The sequence below is a fragment of the Novosphingobium sp. SG707 genome, assembly GCF_012275515.1.
Lineage (GTDB): Bacteria > Pseudomonadota > Alphaproteobacteria > Sphingomonadales > Sphingomonadaceae > Novosphingobium.
In genome coordinates this window covers 321482-337356 of the sequence record NZ_JAAZQL010000006.1, presented here as the reverse complement: position 1 = coordinate 337356, position 15875 = coordinate 321482, and the positions used below count along the sequence as shown (strand labels likewise).

16 protein-coding genes, 1 tRNA gene and 2 pseudogenes are annotated in these 15875 nt (G+C 62.4%); 8 read left to right on the top strand and 11 right to left on the bottom strand.

Annotated elements, in window-relative coordinates:
• Positions 1-101, top strand: a pseudogene (locus FHW92_RS18275) (electron transfer flavoprotein subunit alpha/FixB family protein); the annotation flags it as partial.
• Positions 102-135: 34 nt separating this feature from the next.
• A complete protein-coding gene (locus FHW92_RS18270; RefSeq protein WP_168604687.1) occupies positions 136-1005 on the top strand; it encodes a 3-hydroxyacyl-CoA dehydrogenase NAD-binding domain-containing protein in 870 nt (289 codons plus the stop codon).
• Between the two features lie 221 nt (positions 1006-1226).
• Here FHW92_RS18270 and FHW92_RS18265 read toward each other — a convergent pair.
• The 10 genes and pseudogenes from FHW92_RS18265 to FHW92_RS18220 all read right to left on the bottom strand — a co-directional run bounded on the left by FHW92_RS18265 (position 1227) and on the right by FHW92_RS18220 (position 10804).
• A pseudogene (locus tag FHW92_RS18265) lies at positions 1227-2116 on the bottom strand (IS30 family transposase).
• Between the two features lie 164 nt (positions 2117-2280).
• A complete protein-coding gene (locus FHW92_RS18260) occupies positions 2281-2466 on the bottom strand; it encodes a hypothetical protein (protein WP_168604686.1) in 186 nt (61 codons plus the stop codon).
• Positions 2463-3242 (bottom strand): MBL fold metallo-hydrolase, encoded by a 780-nt coding sequence (locus FHW92_RS18255; protein ID WP_168604685.1) that lies wholly within the window; start codon positions 3240-3242, stop codon positions 2463-2465. The genes FHW92_RS18260 and FHW92_RS18255 overlap by 4 nt, the downstream gene beginning before the upstream one ends.
• Positions 3239-4012 (bottom strand): TatD family hydrolase, encoded by a 774-nt coding sequence (locus FHW92_RS18250; RefSeq protein WP_168604684.1) that lies wholly within the window; start codon positions 4010-4012, stop codon positions 3239-3241. The genes FHW92_RS18255 and FHW92_RS18250 overlap by 4 nt, the downstream gene beginning before the upstream one ends.
• Positions 4012-5556, bottom strand: a complete 1545-nt coding sequence (gene metG, locus FHW92_RS18245) for a methionine--tRNA ligase (RefSeq protein ID WP_168604683.1) — start codon at positions 5554-5556, stop codon at positions 4012-4014. Before metG ends, FHW92_RS18250 begins: the two co-directional genes overlap by 1 nt.
• A 101-nt stretch (positions 5557-5657) precedes the next feature.
• Positions 5658-6608, bottom strand: a complete 951-nt coding sequence (locus FHW92_RS18240; RefSeq protein ID WP_292694013.1) for an AAA family ATPase — start codon at positions 6606-6608, stop codon at positions 5658-5660.
• Positions 6605-7246, bottom strand: coding sequence for a dTMP kinase (tmk, locus tag FHW92_RS18235; RefSeq protein WP_168604682.1), 642 nt, complete (start codon positions 7244-7246; stop codon positions 6605-6607). Before tmk ends, FHW92_RS18240 begins: the two co-directional genes overlap by 4 nt.
• Positions 7246-8496: a D-alanyl-D-alanine carboxypeptidase family protein gene (locus FHW92_RS18230; RefSeq protein WP_168604681.1), complete on the bottom strand. Its 1251-nt coding sequence runs from the start codon at positions 8494-8496 to the stop codon at positions 7246-7248. The genes tmk and FHW92_RS18230 overlap by 1 nt, the downstream gene beginning before the upstream one ends.
• 84 nt (positions 8497-8580) lie before the next feature.
• A complete protein-coding gene (locus tag FHW92_RS18225; RefSeq protein ID WP_168604680.1) occupies positions 8581-9798 on the bottom strand; it encodes an RlpA-like double-psi beta-barrel domain-containing protein in 1218 nt (405 codons plus the stop codon).
• Between the two features lie 19 nt (positions 9799-9817).
• A complete protein-coding gene (locus tag FHW92_RS18220) occupies positions 9818-10804 on the bottom strand; it encodes a lytic murein transglycosylase (protein WP_246870266.1) in 987 nt (328 codons plus the stop codon).
• Between the two features lie 160 nt (positions 10805-10964).
• On the opposite strand from FHW92_RS18220, the gene FHW92_RS18215 reads away from it, so the two are divergent.
• The 5 genes from FHW92_RS18215 (at position 10965) to FHW92_RS18190 (ending at position 14125) form a co-directional block, all read left to right on the top strand.
• A tRNA-Ser gene (locus FHW92_RS18215) sits at positions 10965-11054 on the top strand.
• Between the two features lie 85 nt (positions 11055-11139).
• Positions 11140-11301: a hypothetical protein gene (locus FHW92_RS18210; RefSeq protein WP_168604441.1), complete on the top strand. Its 162-nt coding sequence runs from the start codon at positions 11140-11142 to the stop codon at positions 11299-11301.
• A gap of 395 nt (positions 11302-11696) precedes the next feature.
• On the top strand, positions 11697-12710 hold the full coding sequence (locus tag FHW92_RS18200) for an aldo/keto reductase (protein ID WP_168604678.1): 1014 nt from the start codon (positions 11697-11699) through the stop codon (positions 12708-12710).
• A 126-nt stretch (positions 12711-12836) separates the two neighbouring features.
• On the top strand, positions 12837-13682 hold the full coding sequence (locus FHW92_RS18195; RefSeq protein WP_168604677.1) for a VOC family protein: 846 nt from the start codon (positions 12837-12839) through the stop codon (positions 13680-13682).
• A gap of 26 nt (positions 13683-13708) precedes the next feature.
• The gene (locus tag FHW92_RS18190; RefSeq protein WP_168604676.1) at positions 13709-14125 is read left to right on the top strand and encodes a putative quinol monooxygenase; all 417 of its coding nucleotides are present in this window, start codon (positions 13709-13711) and stop codon (positions 14123-14125) included.
• Positions 14126-14175: 50 nt separating this feature from the next.
• Here FHW92_RS18190 and FHW92_RS18185 read toward each other — a convergent pair whose 3' ends face one another.
• Entirely contained in the window at positions 14176-15081 is a 906-nt protein-coding gene (locus tag FHW92_RS18185; protein WP_168604675.1) for a LysR family transcriptional regulator, read from the bottom strand.
• Between the two features lie 214 nt (positions 15082-15295).
• On the opposite strand from FHW92_RS18185, the gene FHW92_RS25580 reads away from it, so the two are divergent.
• A complete protein-coding gene (locus FHW92_RS25580) occupies positions 15296-15868 on the top strand; it encodes a hypothetical protein (RefSeq protein WP_210428570.1) in 573 nt (190 codons plus the stop codon).
• The last annotated feature ends 7 nt before the right edge of the window (positions 15869-15875 follow it).

Genomic DNA, 15875 nt, shown 5'->3' with positions numbered 1-15875 from the left:
CCATCAACAAGGACGAGGACGCGCCGATCTTCCAGGTGGCCGATATCGGGCTGGTCGCGGATCTGTTCCAGGCCGTGCCCGAACTGACGGGGAAGATCTAAGGCTGTCGTCTGAGGGATTTGAAAGGCAGAAATCATGAAAATCGTTGGTGTAATCGGCGCGGGCCAGATGGGCGTGGGCATTGCCCAGACTGCGGCGCAAACCGGACATAGTGTGCGGCTCTCGGACATCAGCCTGGAGCTGGCTGAAAAGGGCAAGGCGGGCATCGGCAAGTCGCTTGCACGGCTGGTGGCCAAGGAAAAGTTGAGCGAGGATCAGGCGCAAGCCATCCTTGCGGCGATCACGCCTGTGGGCGAACTGGCCGCCATGGCCGAGGCCGATATCATCATTGAGGCCGCGACCGAGCGCGAGGAGGTCAAACTCAAGATTTTCGAGAGTACGGCAAGTATCCTTGCCCCTTCCGCGATTCTGGCGACCAATACCAGTTCGCTCTCGATCACTCGAATGTCGCGTTCCGCGCCGGACCAGAGCCGCTTTATCGGCATGCATTTTTTCAATCCGGTCCCCGTTATGCCTTTGGTGGAGATGATCCCCGGCCTTGCGACCAGCGATGATGTCATCATCCGCACCAAGGCTTTTGGCGAAAAGCTGGGCAAGACGGTGGTGCTGGCGCAGGACGATCCGGGCTTTGTCGTCAATCGCATCTTTGTGCCTTTTATCAACGAGGCTATTTTCGTGCTGGGCAATGGCACGGGCAGTATTGTCGATATCGACGCCGGTGTGAAATTAGGGCTGGCGCATCCGATGGGGCCGCTAGAACTGGCCGATTTCATCGGGTTGGACACGCTTTACGAAATCATGATGGTCTATCTGCGGACTACGGGCGACAGCAAGTATCGGCCCGCGCCCTTGCTTCAGAAATATGTCGAGGCAGGCTGGTTCGGTCGCAAGAGCGGGCGTGGTTTCTATGATTATTCAGGCGAAAAGCCCACGCCCACGCGCTGATTTCATCCGATCCGTCATCGGGGATCTTGAATGCCGATCCTGATGGACAAGAAGACCAAGGTCATCACGCAGGGGATGCCCGGCAAGAGCGGTTGCAAGAAGCCGATGGCTGGCTTCATCGCTGGTCGTGTGATTTCCATTTGAAGCGCGAAAGTCGAGGGATTGGTTATCAGATCGCCGTGGGTGGGGCTCGTCCCACCCACGGCGATCCTACGTTATGCCTACAAGCAGGCGACAATCTGCTCTTTGAAAACTGCGGCCGGAGTTCTGAAGCCGAGGCATTTTCGGGGTATATTGTTCAGTCGATGGGTGAGTGCGGCCAAATCGGCATCGGATATCCGGTTGATGTCCGTGTCGGGTGGGAGGAAGCGACGGATCCTGCCGTTGCTGTTCTCGACACTGCCCTTTCGCCAAGGCGCTGAGGGCCGACAGAAATAGGCTGTCATGCCCAACTTACACTCCAGAGTGGAAAAAGCGGCAAATTCTGTCCCCCGGTCGAAGGTAATGCTCCGACGGAGTGGTTGGGGAAGGGGCCGAAGATACTGCTCGATGCCCTCCATAACACCACTGGAATATCGACTGGGGTTCCGAGCCAGTAGAAGGTAGCGACTGCATCGCTCGACCAGTGAGGTTAGGTTCGATTTCCCGTAATCCTTTTTGAAAGCAATGAGATCACCTTCCCAATGTCCGAACTGGACGCGATCTGCGATGATCGCAGGGTGCTGTTCGATGGTATTTCTGAGCGGAATATTCAGACCACGAGGCTTGCGCGCATACCGTCGACGGCGCACCTTGCGTTGCCTGGGCAAATAGTGTCAGAGGCCGAGCCTTCTGCCTTCGGGACCATGTATGAATTGGTAGATCGTCTCATGGCAAACCTTGGTCAGGTCATCATGCGCGAAACGGAAATGTCCCAAAATCTGTTCTGGTGACCAGCCTTGCGATGCGCCACACGGCTATAATAGCCACGGTACCAAGGATCTTCACCATACAGGAAATTGCGGCTGATTTCTCGATAGATCGTCGATGGATGACGGCCTAGTTCATGCGCAATTCGGCCAACAGGTACCCGTGCATCGCGGCGTTGCATGATCGTGTTTCGCTCGGCCATACATCGTGCATCCTTTCGAGTGGGGCATAAAATGCCCGGAAATCCTCAAAATTCGCACTTCCAATTAGAATCCACCTCGCCCTTGGAGGTTTTGGCATAATGGTAATTATGTAAAAAGAGATTCGTGGCTCTCTCCGCGCATGGGCTTCTGACCCTGTACGCTCCTACATTCCAAACTGCGCCGCCAGCAAGGCAATCAGCCCAAAAGCCACCAGCCACAACAGCGCCATGCCCAGTTTGCGACCCGCGCCCAGCCGATAGCTCGACAGATTGCGCCAAGCCAGCATCAGCATCAAAGCCACCGCGATCAGCGCGACAATCTGGTCCATGCTGATCGCGGCCGGGTTCATGCCGTGATGACCATCCCGTCAAAGCCGACATCGACATGGGCCGGTATTTCATGGCTCAGCGTTGCGTAATCCATGCTCTTATCCAGATGGATCAGCGCCACCTTCTTCGCCTTGGTCAGGTTCGCCAGTTCCAGCGCCATGGTCAGATTAGCGTGGGTCGGATGCGCCTCGCGCCGCAGACAGTCGGTGATCAGCACGTCCGAGCCGTAGAACAGCGAAACCATCTCATCGGTAATCTCGCTGAAGTCCGTAGCGTAACTGATTGTCTTGCCATCACAATCAAATCGAAAGCCGGTGCTCTTGGCCGGTCCATGCGGCATTACCGTCCAACCGATGCCGATCCCGGCGCACATCCGCAACTGGTTCAGCGTTTCGAGCTGAACAATCGTGTGATAGCCAAATTGTCCTGCAAAAACATAGCCAAACCGCTGACGCAGTCGCCGCACGGTTTCATCCACGCCATAGCCGGGGATCGGACCACCCCGACCATAGCGCAGCGGGCGCAAATCATCGATGCCATGGGCATGATCGGCATGATCGTGGGTCCAGAAAACAGCGTCTATCTTATGGATATTATTGGCGATAAATTGCTGACGCAGATCGGTGGACGTGTCCACCAGCAGACGCGTTCCGGCATCGTTTTCGATGATGATCGAGGCGCGCGTGCGGCGGTTGCGCGGCTCTTCGGGATCGCAATCGCCCCAATCCAGCCCGAATTCGCCGCCAATGCGCGGAACGCCCGTCGAGGTGCCGCTGCCCAGAATGATCGCCTTCATGCCGCTTTTCCAAACAGCTTGCGGAAATTCGCCGTGGTCTGCGCGGCCAGTTCCTCAACACCAACGCCCCGCAGGCCCGCCACAAAACGCGCGGTGTAGGCGGTATAGGCCGGTTCGCAAGTCTTGCCCCGATGCGGCACCGGCGCCAGGAAAGGCGAATCCGTTTCGACCAACAGGCGATCCGCCGGAATTTCGGCGGCAAAGGCCTGCAATTCGCGCGCGTTCTTAAAGGTCACAATGCCTGAAAGCGAGATGGTCAGCCCAAGTTCCACCATCCGCGCCCCAAATCCAGCCGAGGCAGTGAAGCAATGGATTAGCGCCGGAAAGGTCCCCTCTCCCATCTCTTCCTCGATGATGCGCGTGGTGTCCTCCTCGGCATCGCGGGTGTGAATGACCAGCGGTAGACCCGTTTCGCGCGCCACGCGAATATGGGTGCGGAACAGGGCTTGCTGCACCGCGCGGTCGGAATGGTCGTAATAATAATCGAGGCCCGTTTCCCCGATCCCGATCACCTTGGGATGGCGCGTCGCCTCCAGCAAAGCCCCCTCGCCCAGATCAGCATGCTCGCCCGCCTCATGCGGATGGATGCCCACCGTGGCCCAGACATCGGGGTTGCGATCTGCCGTGGCGATCACCGCATCCCATTCGCTTTGCCGGGTCGAGATGTTTAGGAAACCGCCGATCCCGGCCGCGCGGGCGCGGGCCAGAACCTTGTCCTGATCCTCGACCAACCCCTTGTAATTGAGGTGACAATGCGAATCGATCAGCATCAGTCCTCCGTAGGCAGTTCGAGGCGGGGGAATACGCCGACCGGCTGCGACAGGGTGAATTGCCCTGCCAGCGCGGCCAGCCAGTCGGTATCAAGCGCATCATAATCGCGCGCTTCAACGCCCATCTGGTCGAGCAGACGGTCAATCGCGCTCGGCACCACCGGCCGCACCGCCAGCGCCAGATCGCGCACGCAGCGCAGCAGTGTCATTAACACCGCCTCCATCCGCGCCGGATCGGTCTTGCGCAGGGTCCAGGGGGCCTGTTCATCGACATAAGCGTTGCAGGCGAAAACAGCGCGCATCCAGCCATCAAGGCCTGCGCTGAAATCATAATCGGCAAAGGCCTTGCGCATTTCGGCAATGCCGGCGGCAACCGCATCATGCAGCGCCACATCGGCCTCGGCCACCGCACAATCGGCCTTCAAAACCCCGCCCATATTCTTGAAAATCATGGACAAGGTGCGCTGCGCCAGATTGCCGAAACTGTTGGCCAGCTCCGCGTTGCACCGCGTGACAATCGCCTCGGCGCTGTACGAACCGTCATTGCCAAAGCTGACCTCGCGCAGGAGGAAATAGCGCAAGGAATCCACCCCGAACCGTTCGGCCAATTCGAGCGGATCGACCACATTGCCCAGCGATTTCGACATCTTCTCGCCGCGATGCAGCAGGAAACCATGGCCGAACACCTGCTTGGGCAGGGCCAGATCCGCGCTCATCAGGAAGGCGGGCCAATAGACGGTGTGGAAGCGGACAATATCCTTACCGATCAGATGGATATCGGCGGGCCACCACTTGTCCATCTCCGGCGTCTTTTCCGGATAGCCCAGACCCGTCAGATAGTTGGTCAGTGCATCGACCCACACATACATCACATGCCCCGGCGAACCCGGCACCGGCACGCCCCAATCGAACGAAGTCCGGCTGATCGAAAGATCGCGCAGGCCGCCTTCGACAAAGCGGATCACTTCGTTGCGGCGACTCTCGGGCTGAATGAATTCGGGATGCTCTGCATAAAGCGCTAGCAGCTTGTCACCATAGGCCGAGAGACGGAAGAACCAGCTTTCCTCCACCGTCCATTCCACCGGCGTGCCCTGCGGCGAGAGCTTAACGCCATCCTCGCCCGCGACCAGTTCGCTTTCGTCATAGAAAGCCTCGTCGCGCACCGAATACCAGCCCTCATAGCGGTCGAGGTACAGGTCGCCCTTGGCCTCCATCGCCTGCCAGATTGCCTGGCTGGCGCGGTAATGCGCCTCGTCGGTGGTGCGCTGAAACTTGTCATAGCTGATGTTGAGCGCATCACACATCGCCTGAAAATGCGCCGACATTTCATCACACAGCGCGCGGGGCGTGACGCCCAACTCACGCGCCTTCTGCGCCATTTTCAGCCCATGCTCGTCGGTGCCGGTCTGAAACCGCACATCGCGGCCGGAGGCGCGCTGAAAACGGGCGATGACATCGGCGGCAATCGCCTCATAGGCATGGCCGATATGCGGCTTGCCATTGGGATAGGCGATGGCGGTGGTAATATAGAATGGTTCGGCCATGAGCCTGCGGCACCTGCAATAAAAGAGATTTGCGCCTCTCTAGGCAAGCATCCGCCCGCTGCAAACCGCTTTTTTGCCTATCTCCGATTTACGGTGTCCGATTATCGCCCGGATGCGGAGGCCAGCAAGGCCCCCATCTCCATCGCCAGCATCGGCGGCTCATAATTGAAGATCGGCGCTTCGGCCCCCAGCCGGACCAGCGCGGCATGGGCCTCGATCATCCGCGCCTGCCGCTCAGGGCTTGCCGCGCGCAGATTATCGGCCAGCACCGCACGCGCCAGTTCGAACGCCGCCTGCACCCGCGCTCGGCTCGGCCGCGCCCCCATCACCGTGGCCAGAGCGCCCCGCAGCGCCAGATCGGGATCGCCTTCGACCGCCAGCCTCTGCATCAGCGCATGGACCGGGGCCAGATCCTCCTCAACAAATTCCAGCGCCACGCCGGGCGAGCCCTGCGCCGCCGCAATCGCCGCCGCGCGCGTCGCCGCATCAGTATGGGGCGCGGCGCGGCTCAGCACCAGATCGACCTGTCCATCCTCCAGCGGGGCAAAGCGCAGGATGCGGCAGCGCGACCGGATCGTGGGCAGCAAACGCCCGATGCGATGCGCCACCAGCAGGAAATAGGTCCCCGCGGGCGGTTCTTCCAGGGATTTCAGAAGCGCATTAACCGCGTTCTTTTCCAGATCATCGGCCGTGTCCAGAATGACCACGCGCCGATTGCCCAGCGTGGGCCTTGTGTTCAACCGGTGCTGCATCCGGCGGATTTCGTCGATCGGGATCGAGCGCTTGCGATTATAATCCTCGCCCGCCTCGCGCTTTTTCTCGTCTTCCTTGGTGGCGGGTGGATATTCGGGGATCAGAATATCGGGATGCGCCTCAACTGGAGGCTGGGCCACGCCGGGCTGCGCCACCAGTTCGGCCGCGGCGATCCGGGCAAAGCTGCCCTTGCCCACGCCCTGCGGTCCGGCCAGAATCCACGCATGATGCATCCGCGCGCTGCCCAGCGCCGCATGCCATTCGCGCCACGGCGCATCATGGCCCAGCAGGCGCGTCACAACAGCGGGCCAATCGCCGACATCACGGCGTCATGCACGACATAGACATCCTCGGCCCCGTCGATATGGACGAAACGCTCAGGCTCGGCCTCGGCAAAGCGTTCGAAGGCCGAACTGACGCGGGCGTGATATTCCGCCGCGCGCCCGCCGATCCGGTCCGAGCCATCCGCGTCGCGCGCCGCCAGCCTGGCCGATGACACATCAACCGGCACTTCGAACAGCAGGGTCAGGTCGGGCAACAGACCTTCACTGCCGATCCGGTGGAGGGTGAGCACATCCTCGTCCGACAATCCGCTGCCGCCGCCCTGATAGGCGCGGCTGGAATCGATGAAACGGTCGCAGATCACCCATGCCCCGCGTTCCAGCGCCGGGCGGATCAATCGCTCGACATGATCGGCCCGCGCGGCGGCAAACAGCAAAGCCTCGGCCCGCGCGCCCCATCCCTCGCCTTCGGTGTTCAGCAGCAGCGCGCGGATGGCCTCGGCCCCCGCCGTGCCGCCCGGCTCGCGCGTGAGCACCACCTCATAACCGCCCGCCCGCAAGGCTTCGGCCAGCAACTTGCTCTGGGTCGACTTGCCAACGCCCTCACCGCCTTCGAGCGCGATGAAGCGCCCCGGTGCCCTGACCTGTTCCCCCATCAGGAAATCAACCTTGAAAAACCAAACTTTACCCGATCCATGACCCCGCCTTTTTCGACCTCCTGCGCTGCCGTCAATGGCAAACGCACAGGCGCGGCTCCCCCAAGCCGCACTTCCAGTTCGGCCACCGGCGTTCCCTTGGCAATGGGCGCCACCAGCGGTCCGTTATAAATCACCCGCAAACTGGCCGGAGCCGAGGCCCCGGCAGGCATGGTGGCAAACATATCGCGCGGCGCGACCAGATCGACCGAGCCGACCTTGCCCCCCTGCACCTGCGCGCTTGCCAGCTTGGTCCCGGCGGCCACCAGCGGCTTGTCCTCCCATGCGGAAAAGCCCCATTCCAGCAGAGCCTTGGCCGCCGCCGTGCGTTCGCGCGGGGTCGGCACGCCCGCCAGCACCATCAGCAGGCGCCGCCCGTCGCGCTGGGCCGAACCGAGGAAATTGTAATGCGCTTCACCGGTAAAGCCGGTCTTGATCCCGTCCGCGCCGGGCACCACGCCCAGCGTGGGGTCATGGTTGGGCTGGGTTATGCCGTTCCATGTCATGCCGGGCTGACCCACAAAGCGGCGGTAATAATCGGGATAGCGCGTCAGCATCGCGCTGGCCAGTTTCACCAGATCATTGGCCGAGACATAGGTGTTGCCCTTGTCCATCCAGCCGTTGGGCGTGCCGAAATGGCTGTGCGTCATGCCAAGGCTGCGGGCGGTAGCATTCATCTTCTCGACCCAGCCCGCCACGCTGCCCCCCGCCCCTTCGGCCATCACCACCGCGCCGTCATTGGCCGAAACATTCATGATGCCCATCAACAGGTCATGCACCGTCGGCTTGCTGCCCTCGGACAGGAACATGCGGCTGCCCTTGGAATGCCATTCGCGCCACGCCTCGCGGCTGACGGTAAAGGTCTGATCCTCGCGCAACTCGCCCTTGGCCAGCATTTCGAAGGCGACAAAGGCGGTCATGGTCTTCGTTACCGAGGCAGGCAGGAAGGGCGTGTCGGCATTATGCGCATAAAGCGTGCGCCCCGAGCCCAGATCATAAAGCAAAGCCACCGGCGCCGCCCCCACCTCGGGCGGCGGCAAGGGATCATCGGCCCGCGCGGCCAGCGCCACATTGGCCGCATTCGATGTGGGCGCAGGCAGAGGCGGGGCCAGCGGCACAACCACCTGACCCGAATTCACCCCGCCATGCGCAGCCAGCGCCGCCAGCCCCGCGACCGAAACCGTAACGCCCGCAATCAGCAGCTTTTTCATTCGAGAAATTTTCAAACCCGTTCCCGCAACCTGTCCGGTCCCCCTCCGTTTTGGATGGAGGCCGCCAGACGCGGGGAACGACCTTTAATCCCCGCGCTGGATTCGCGCTTCGGTATAGCCAGCAGCCTTGGCTTTAGCCAGCGCGGCTTCGGCGGCCGGGCGCGAAGGGTAAGCGGTTGAGCGCACACGCCAGAGTGCGCCGCCGCCCACGATCTGCGCCCCTGCGGCGCGGGCCAGCGACTGGGCGCGGCTCTTTTCCGAAAAGGCGCCATATTGCACCACGAAACCGCCCGCAGCCGGGGCGGGCGCTGCGCTGACGCGCGCCTCCAGAGCAATGGGGGCGGCAGGCTTGGGCTTGGCGGCCGGTTTGGCAATCGCGACGGGTTTTGCGACGGCGAGCGGCTTGGTCACGGGCTTGGCCGGAACAAAGCTCTGCGCCGGTTGCCCCGGCGGGGCATAGGCCAGTTCAGTGGGCGTCTTCACCGGCGCAAGCGCGGTAAAACGCGGCGTGGCGTAGGACGCGCCCGTAACCGGCGGCGCAATGGGCTGGCGCGGCGTGGGGGCCACGGGCATGGGCGTGATGGCCGCCTTGACGGGCTTTGCCGCCGGTGTCGTGGCGGCCAGTTTCGACGCGGGCTTGGCGGCGAGGGTATCGTCGTCGTCGTCATGGGCCGCGCCCACCAGCACGCTGGTCGCCAGCGAGGCGCCAGCGTGATTGGCATTGGGATCGGTGGCCAGACGGCGTTGCAGCACCGCCAGCAAGGGCTTGGGCGTGGCCATCCGCTCGGGCGCATTCATCCCGGCGCGCAGCAGGGCACGCTCATTTTCCAGTGGATTGACCCGGCGCACGCGCACCGGCGCCTGACCGTCAGCGCTCGCCCCCAGTTGGGCCAGCGCGGCGGGCGAGAGTTCGATCGTATGATTGCTGTCCATCGGCCCGCGCCTTTCGACCCGCACCAGAATCGTGCGGCCATTGGTCAGCGACGTCACCTCGACATAGGAAGGCAGCGGCAGCGTGTGATGCGCCGCCGAAATGCCGGTCGATGGCCCGCCCACGGAAGCATAGCCCACCGCGTCATAATTCATCGCATTAGCGGGCGAAAATACCGTGTCGCCCACCTTATAGGGCTCGCCCAGCACCACCGGATAATCGGCCGCCGGACCCGATACCGCGCGCGGCGTGTCGGGCGTGGCGGGCGCGGGGGGCAATTTGCCGCCGCCCGAAACGAAGGGGATCTTCAGCCCTGCCATGGCGGGCATTCCAGCCCCCAGCGCGGCCCCCGAAGCGGCCAATCCCAGCATCAGGCGCGCTACTCGACGTTTAACGGGCAATCTCATTGGCCAGCAATCCCACACTCAAGGCGTAATAGTTCGAGCAGTTATAATCGAGGATAACCCGATAATTACCGGTTAAGAGGAAAGCAGGTTTTCCTGCGCCATCCGGCTCGATCAGCGTAGTGAGTTCAGAATCCCTGATATTTCCCTCCGCATTGACCCCTAATGCGCGCCATTCGGCCACGGTTTTCCATTGGCTCATGCGCGCATGGACGCGCGGACAAACTGGCGAATCGAGTCGCGAGGCGACACCGGCCCGGTTAAAACCGTCCGGCACAGATGCCGGCACACCCCATGGCACCCCCGGCTTCCACCCGGCATCGCGGAAATAGGCGCCGATCGAGGAAAGCGTGTCGACCCGGCTGGTCCAGATGTCGGCAAAACCGTCGCCATCGCCGTCCTGCGCGATCCGCAGATAGACCGAGGGCAGGAATTGCGGGTTGCCAAAGGCCCCTGCCCAACTGCCCTTGAGGCGGTCCTTGGGTACCCCGCGATCGACCATCTTGAGCAGCGCGATGAATTCGGCGGCAAACAATTCGCGCCGCCGCCCTTCATAGGCCAGCGTGGCCAGCGAACCGGCCAGATCGAACCCGCCCTTGGCCGCGCCATAATCGGTTTCGGCGCCCCAGATGGCCAGCAGGATCGGCAAGGGCACACCATAGCGCGCCTCGATCCGCGCTGCATCGCCCGCCACATTGTTATAGACCGCCCGCCCCCGCGCAATGCGCGAGGCATCGACATGCTTGATCCGATAGGGCGCATAGGCGGGCGGCGTGGTGGTCGTGCTGGCGCCGGGCTGGCTGCGGTCAAGCTGGATCACGCGGGCATTATAGGTCAGCCCCGTCGTCATCGCCTGAATGGTCGCCTCGCTGACCCCCTCGCCCCGCGCCCTCGCCGCCAGCAACTGCATATAAGCGTCAAATCCGGCCGGGCTGGCGTCCTCCTGCGCCCACAGGCGGGAGGGCGGCATCATCGTGGCCGCCATCCCCAAAGCCAGAGAAAACAAGGCAGTCATACAGCGGTGGCGCGTGGAGCGGATCGTCATAGGACCGCTTATGGCACAGGCATCCGCGCAAAAAAACCCGCCAGCCCTTGCGCTTGGCCGGGAATCGGGGCTATGCGCCGCAACACAAGGACAGGTGGCCGAGTGGTTTAAGGCAGCGGTCTTGAAAACCGCCGTGGGTGGAAGCTCACCGTGGGTTCGAATCCCACCCTGTCCGCCAAGACCACCACTAACGCCTTGATTGGCTTAGAAATGGCGGTATTTCAAGGCTTTCAGAATCGCTCAGGTCCAAATGAGCGATCCAAATGGCACTTAGAATGGCAAAGCTTTATCGCACCAAATCGGGCCGCTGGGCCTCCCGCAAGGCGATCCCCAAGGACGTAAGAGCCGCCTATGGGCAGGGCGAGGCCACGCTGCCAAGGTCGGGCCGATGGTGCAGCTGGGTGGTCCTATGCGACCATCGCTGAGCGCCTGACCGCTGACCGTGTGGAGACACCGAGGGGCGGCGCATGGACGCCCACGGGGGTTAAGCGGGTGATGGAGCGGACGCTCAGCGCGAAAGGAAGCGCGGATGCGCATGAACTGAGGCGTTGGCAAGATAAGCCGCAACCTCACCCTGCAACTGTTACGCCGCCTCTGGGCAGGGCTTGCATTTAACAGCCCAAGCGCGCCCCGGATGAACCACATCCCAGCGCGTGACCATTCCGGCTCGCTACCTCGCTATCTCAAGTTCCATAGCAATCTGTGAACGCGCTTCCAAAGTGCTGCGATCTCGGCCCGGCTACTCGTCATCGCGCCAAGGACATATTCCTTTCTTCAACGCCGAACATGGGGTTCGGAACGGAAATGAAAGGTTAGAACCATGGCACTCAAGGATATTCTGCCCGGGCAACTCGGCTTTGGCGCGGCGCCGCTGGGCAATATGTTTCGCGATATTCCCGAAGACGAAGCGCTGGCAACGATTGAGGCTGCGTGGAATGACGGCATCCGTTATTATGACAATGCGCCCTTTTATGGCGCGGGTCTGGCCGAGATCCGCATGGGCGCGGCCCTTGCCGAGAAACCGCGCGATGAGTTCGTGATCAGCACCAAGGTCGGCCGCATCATTCTCGATGAAGTCGAGGACGTCGGCGCCCGTGACCTGGGCGAGAAGGGCGATGTCTTTAAATATGGCCGCCCGAACAAGATCGTTAACGATTATTCCGAAGAGGCCACCTACCGCTCGATCGAGGACAGCCTCAAGCGCCTGAAGACCGATCACATCGACATCGCCTGGGTCCATGACATCGCGCAGGACTTCTATGGTGATGAATGGCTCGGCATGTTCGAGCAGGCCCGGCGCGGCGCGTTCAAGGCGCTCGACCGGATGCGCGACGAAGGTGTGATCAAGGCCTGGGGTCTTGGCGTCAACCGGGTCGAACCTATCGAACTGCTGCTCGATCTCGACGGGCCGCGCCCTGACGGCTTCCTGTTGGCCGGTCGATACACCCTGCTCGACCATGATCGTTCACTGCAGCGCGTGATGCCCAAGGTGGCCGAGCGCGGGTTGGGCATCGTGGTGGGCGGTCCCTACAGTTCCGGGGCGCTCGTTGGCGGGCCGAACTTCGAATATGCGCCTGCCACGCCTGCGATTCTCAACAAGGTTGCGCGCATCAAGGCAATTGCCGACAGCCATGGCATCACCATGAAGGCCGCGGGCCTGCAGTTTGCGCTGGCCAATCCCGCCGTCGCCGCGGTGATCCCGGGCGCAAGCCGCCCCGGCCGCATCGCCGAGGACAGCGCCGCGCTTGCCGAGATCGTGCCCGCCGACTTCTGGCGCGCGCTGCGCAGCGAAGGCCTCGTCAACCCGGCCGCTCCGCTCCCCATCGCGGACTGACGCGGCCCCCTCCCCCCGCTGCATCCCCAAAAAATCCCAGCACACCCCGGTCGAGGTTGCGCCTCGGCCGGAGGGTCCCCCGCGCGCTGTTGATACGCGCGCCGTTCAAGAAGGAAGGAAATCATCATGTCCGAAGCCAAGACAATCCATGAAACCGCCCTCGACCGCCGCAATATGCTCCGCGCCTCGGGCGCGGCGCTGGTGGCTGGAACGGGCCTTGCGGCGCCTGCCTCCGCGCAAAGTATCGAGCGCCTGTCGCCCGCAGCGCGCAATATGGCCCCGCTCGGCGCGCGGCTGCAAGGCGTGCAGCATTTCGGGCTGACCGTCCAGAACATGGAGCGCGCCTACGAATTCTACACAGAGGTGCTCGGCGGCACCGAGGTGTTCCGCCACGGCGATTTTCAGGGCGATTCGGTCCAGAATACGCTGCTGGCCGATCAGGAAATCCGCGCCAACGAGCTCCACGTCAGCCCCGCCGCCATCGGCGTGCCGAACCTGCGTGACGGCGATCAGCGGCTCGACGTGCGCTTTATCCAGTTCGACAATGTGGTGATCGAACTGCTGCAATATCGCAATGCCGATGAACCTCTGGGCGGCCCCAACAGCTTTGCCCCGCCGCTGGAGAACATGAGCCCGGCCTTCCCGCGCATGATGCACATTTGCTTTTATGTGCGCGACGATGTGGACTTCAACAAGTTCATCACCGACCTCGAAGCCGAGTCCGCCCGGCGCGGCATGACGCAGGTGCGCGCCAATCGCACCATCCGTCTGCGCAGCGAGGCCGAGCGCCGCGCCGCGCCTCAAAGCACGAACACCAACAAGGTGACGGTCGCGCCATCGGACGGCTGGGAACTGATCTACTGCAAAGGCCCGGAAGGCGAGCAGCTTGAATTTGTGAAGGCGCTCGGCCCGGTGAAGCAGCGCTTCGCCAATGCCCTTGCCACGCATCAACGCAAGCGCGCGGGAATGTAATCGTCGCCAACCAGAAGGAATTGATCATGCCTAGTGTTTTCAAATCGCTGGGATTGGCCGCCCTGATGCTGACGACCGCTCCCGCTCTGGCCCATGCACAGCCGCTCTTGCCACCCAAATCCGGCATCCAATACGCGCAAATCCCGCAAGGAGCCTGGTCCATCATCGCCGAGGTTCGCGCCAAACCGGGCAAGGAAACGCAGTTGCGCGAAGCGACGCTGCCGCTTGTGGCTCTGGTGCGCAGCGACCCCAAGAACCTTGCCTATTTCCTTCAGGAGGATCGGGCCGAGCCGGGCCACTTCATCTTCTACGAGGTCTTCGCATCGCGCGAGGATTTCGAGGCGCACAATGCCATGCCCTATGTTCAGGCATGGTTCGCCAGATTGCCCGACCTTGCGCAAGGCGGCGTAAAGGTCATGCGCATGGAAGTATTGGGCCACTAATCACCCTGAACAGGCGTGGCCGGTTCGTCATTGCGGCGGATCGGCCACGCCTATTTTTGCTCCAGAAACGCCTGCATGCGCGGCACCGTGAAGTCCAGGAAGGCGCGGACCCGCGCGGGCAGAAACTGCGATCCCTTGAACAGGGCGTGGATATCATCCGCCTCGCCCAGATCGCTGTCGACCAGCAGTTCGACCAGTTCCCCGCGCGCAATCGGCCCGCGCAGGTGATAGTCGGCAAGCCTGATGATGCCGACACCCGCCAGCGCCATACGGCGCAACGTCTCACCATTGTTGGCCAGCAGCGAACCGCTGAGCATCCGCTCGACAATGCGCCCGTCCTCCCGCATCGGCCATACCGGCATCGCCCGGCGGAAATTGAAGCCAAGGCAATTGTGATGGACCAGATCCTCCGGACTGCGCGGTGTGCCATGGCGGGAATGATAGGCGGGCGATGCGACGATTCGGCGACGCGTCTCGCCGATCTTGCGGGCCATCAGATTGGAATCCGCCAGTTTGCCGACGCGGATCGCTATGTCGGTGCGCTCCAGATAGAAATCGGCAACATCGTCCGACAGGGACAGATCAACGACAACCCTGGGATAAGCCTCGAAGAAGGCAGGCAGGATCGGCTCAAGCGCAGCCGTGCCAAAGGTCACCGATGAGGTGACGCGGACAATCCCCTCGGCCTCTGCGCCGCCCTGCGCGATCTGCTGCTCGGTCTCGTCCAACTGCCCCAGCAAGGCCTGGCTGCGCTCATAGTAGAACTGCCCCTCGCCGGTCAGCGCAAGGCGCCGCGTGGAGCGTTCGATCAGCCGCACGCCGAGCCTCGCCTCCAGCCTCGCGATGAGCTTGGACACCGTGGAGGGCGTCATCAGCATCAGCCGCGCCGCCTCGGAAAAGCTGCCCGCCTCGACGACCCGAACAAACACCATCATCTCGCCGGCACGATTATCCATGCAACACCTGTGATCTCATTTCCCCCAAGCGGTTCATGGTCTAATGCAAACGGGCACTCTTGTCGCCCGATCTGTGAACCTGACTATCAAATCCCGTGAAAAGCCGCTGTCTAATCAAGTGCCCTGCGATGTGCGATCTCCATTCGCGAGGGATTGCCGGACCGCTCGAATTCACCGGCAATCACCACGGTTCAAGACGAAAAGGAACGCGACAATGGCGGCGGAGCGGAAGGTTACACCGACTTCCCGGCATTGGCCGACTGAAACCAGCCCAAAATCGCAGGAGAACATTATGAACACGTCAGCATCGCTGGCGACGGGAGAGCAGTGCCTGCAAGGCGCACACCCGGTTGCTCTCACAATCGAAAACCGCGATGAAAGCACCGGGCGCGGCGGCACCATGACACTTCTGGCGCTGGCCTTGGGCAGTTTCGTAATCGGCACATCGGAATTCGCCAGCATGGGGATCATCCAGCTCTTTGCCGGAGATCCCCTCCTGCTCTTCCTCGGCCTGTTCGGTGTCGGCGCGGCCATGATGATGGCGATCCCGACAATTCAGGTGCGCCTGACGCGGTTCGCGCCCGAAGCCGCCAGCCTGGCAGGCGCTATGAACCTCGCGGCGCTCAACGCTGCCAATGCTTTGGGCGCCTGGACCGGGGGCCTGAGCATCGGCGCAGGCTTTGGCCTCTTGTCGGCGGTATGGGCCGGCTTCGGCCTCATGCTCGTCGGCCTCATCCTGTTCGGCCTGACCCTTGTGAGTCAGCGCCCTGCCGTCCGGGTCATCTGACCTCCCA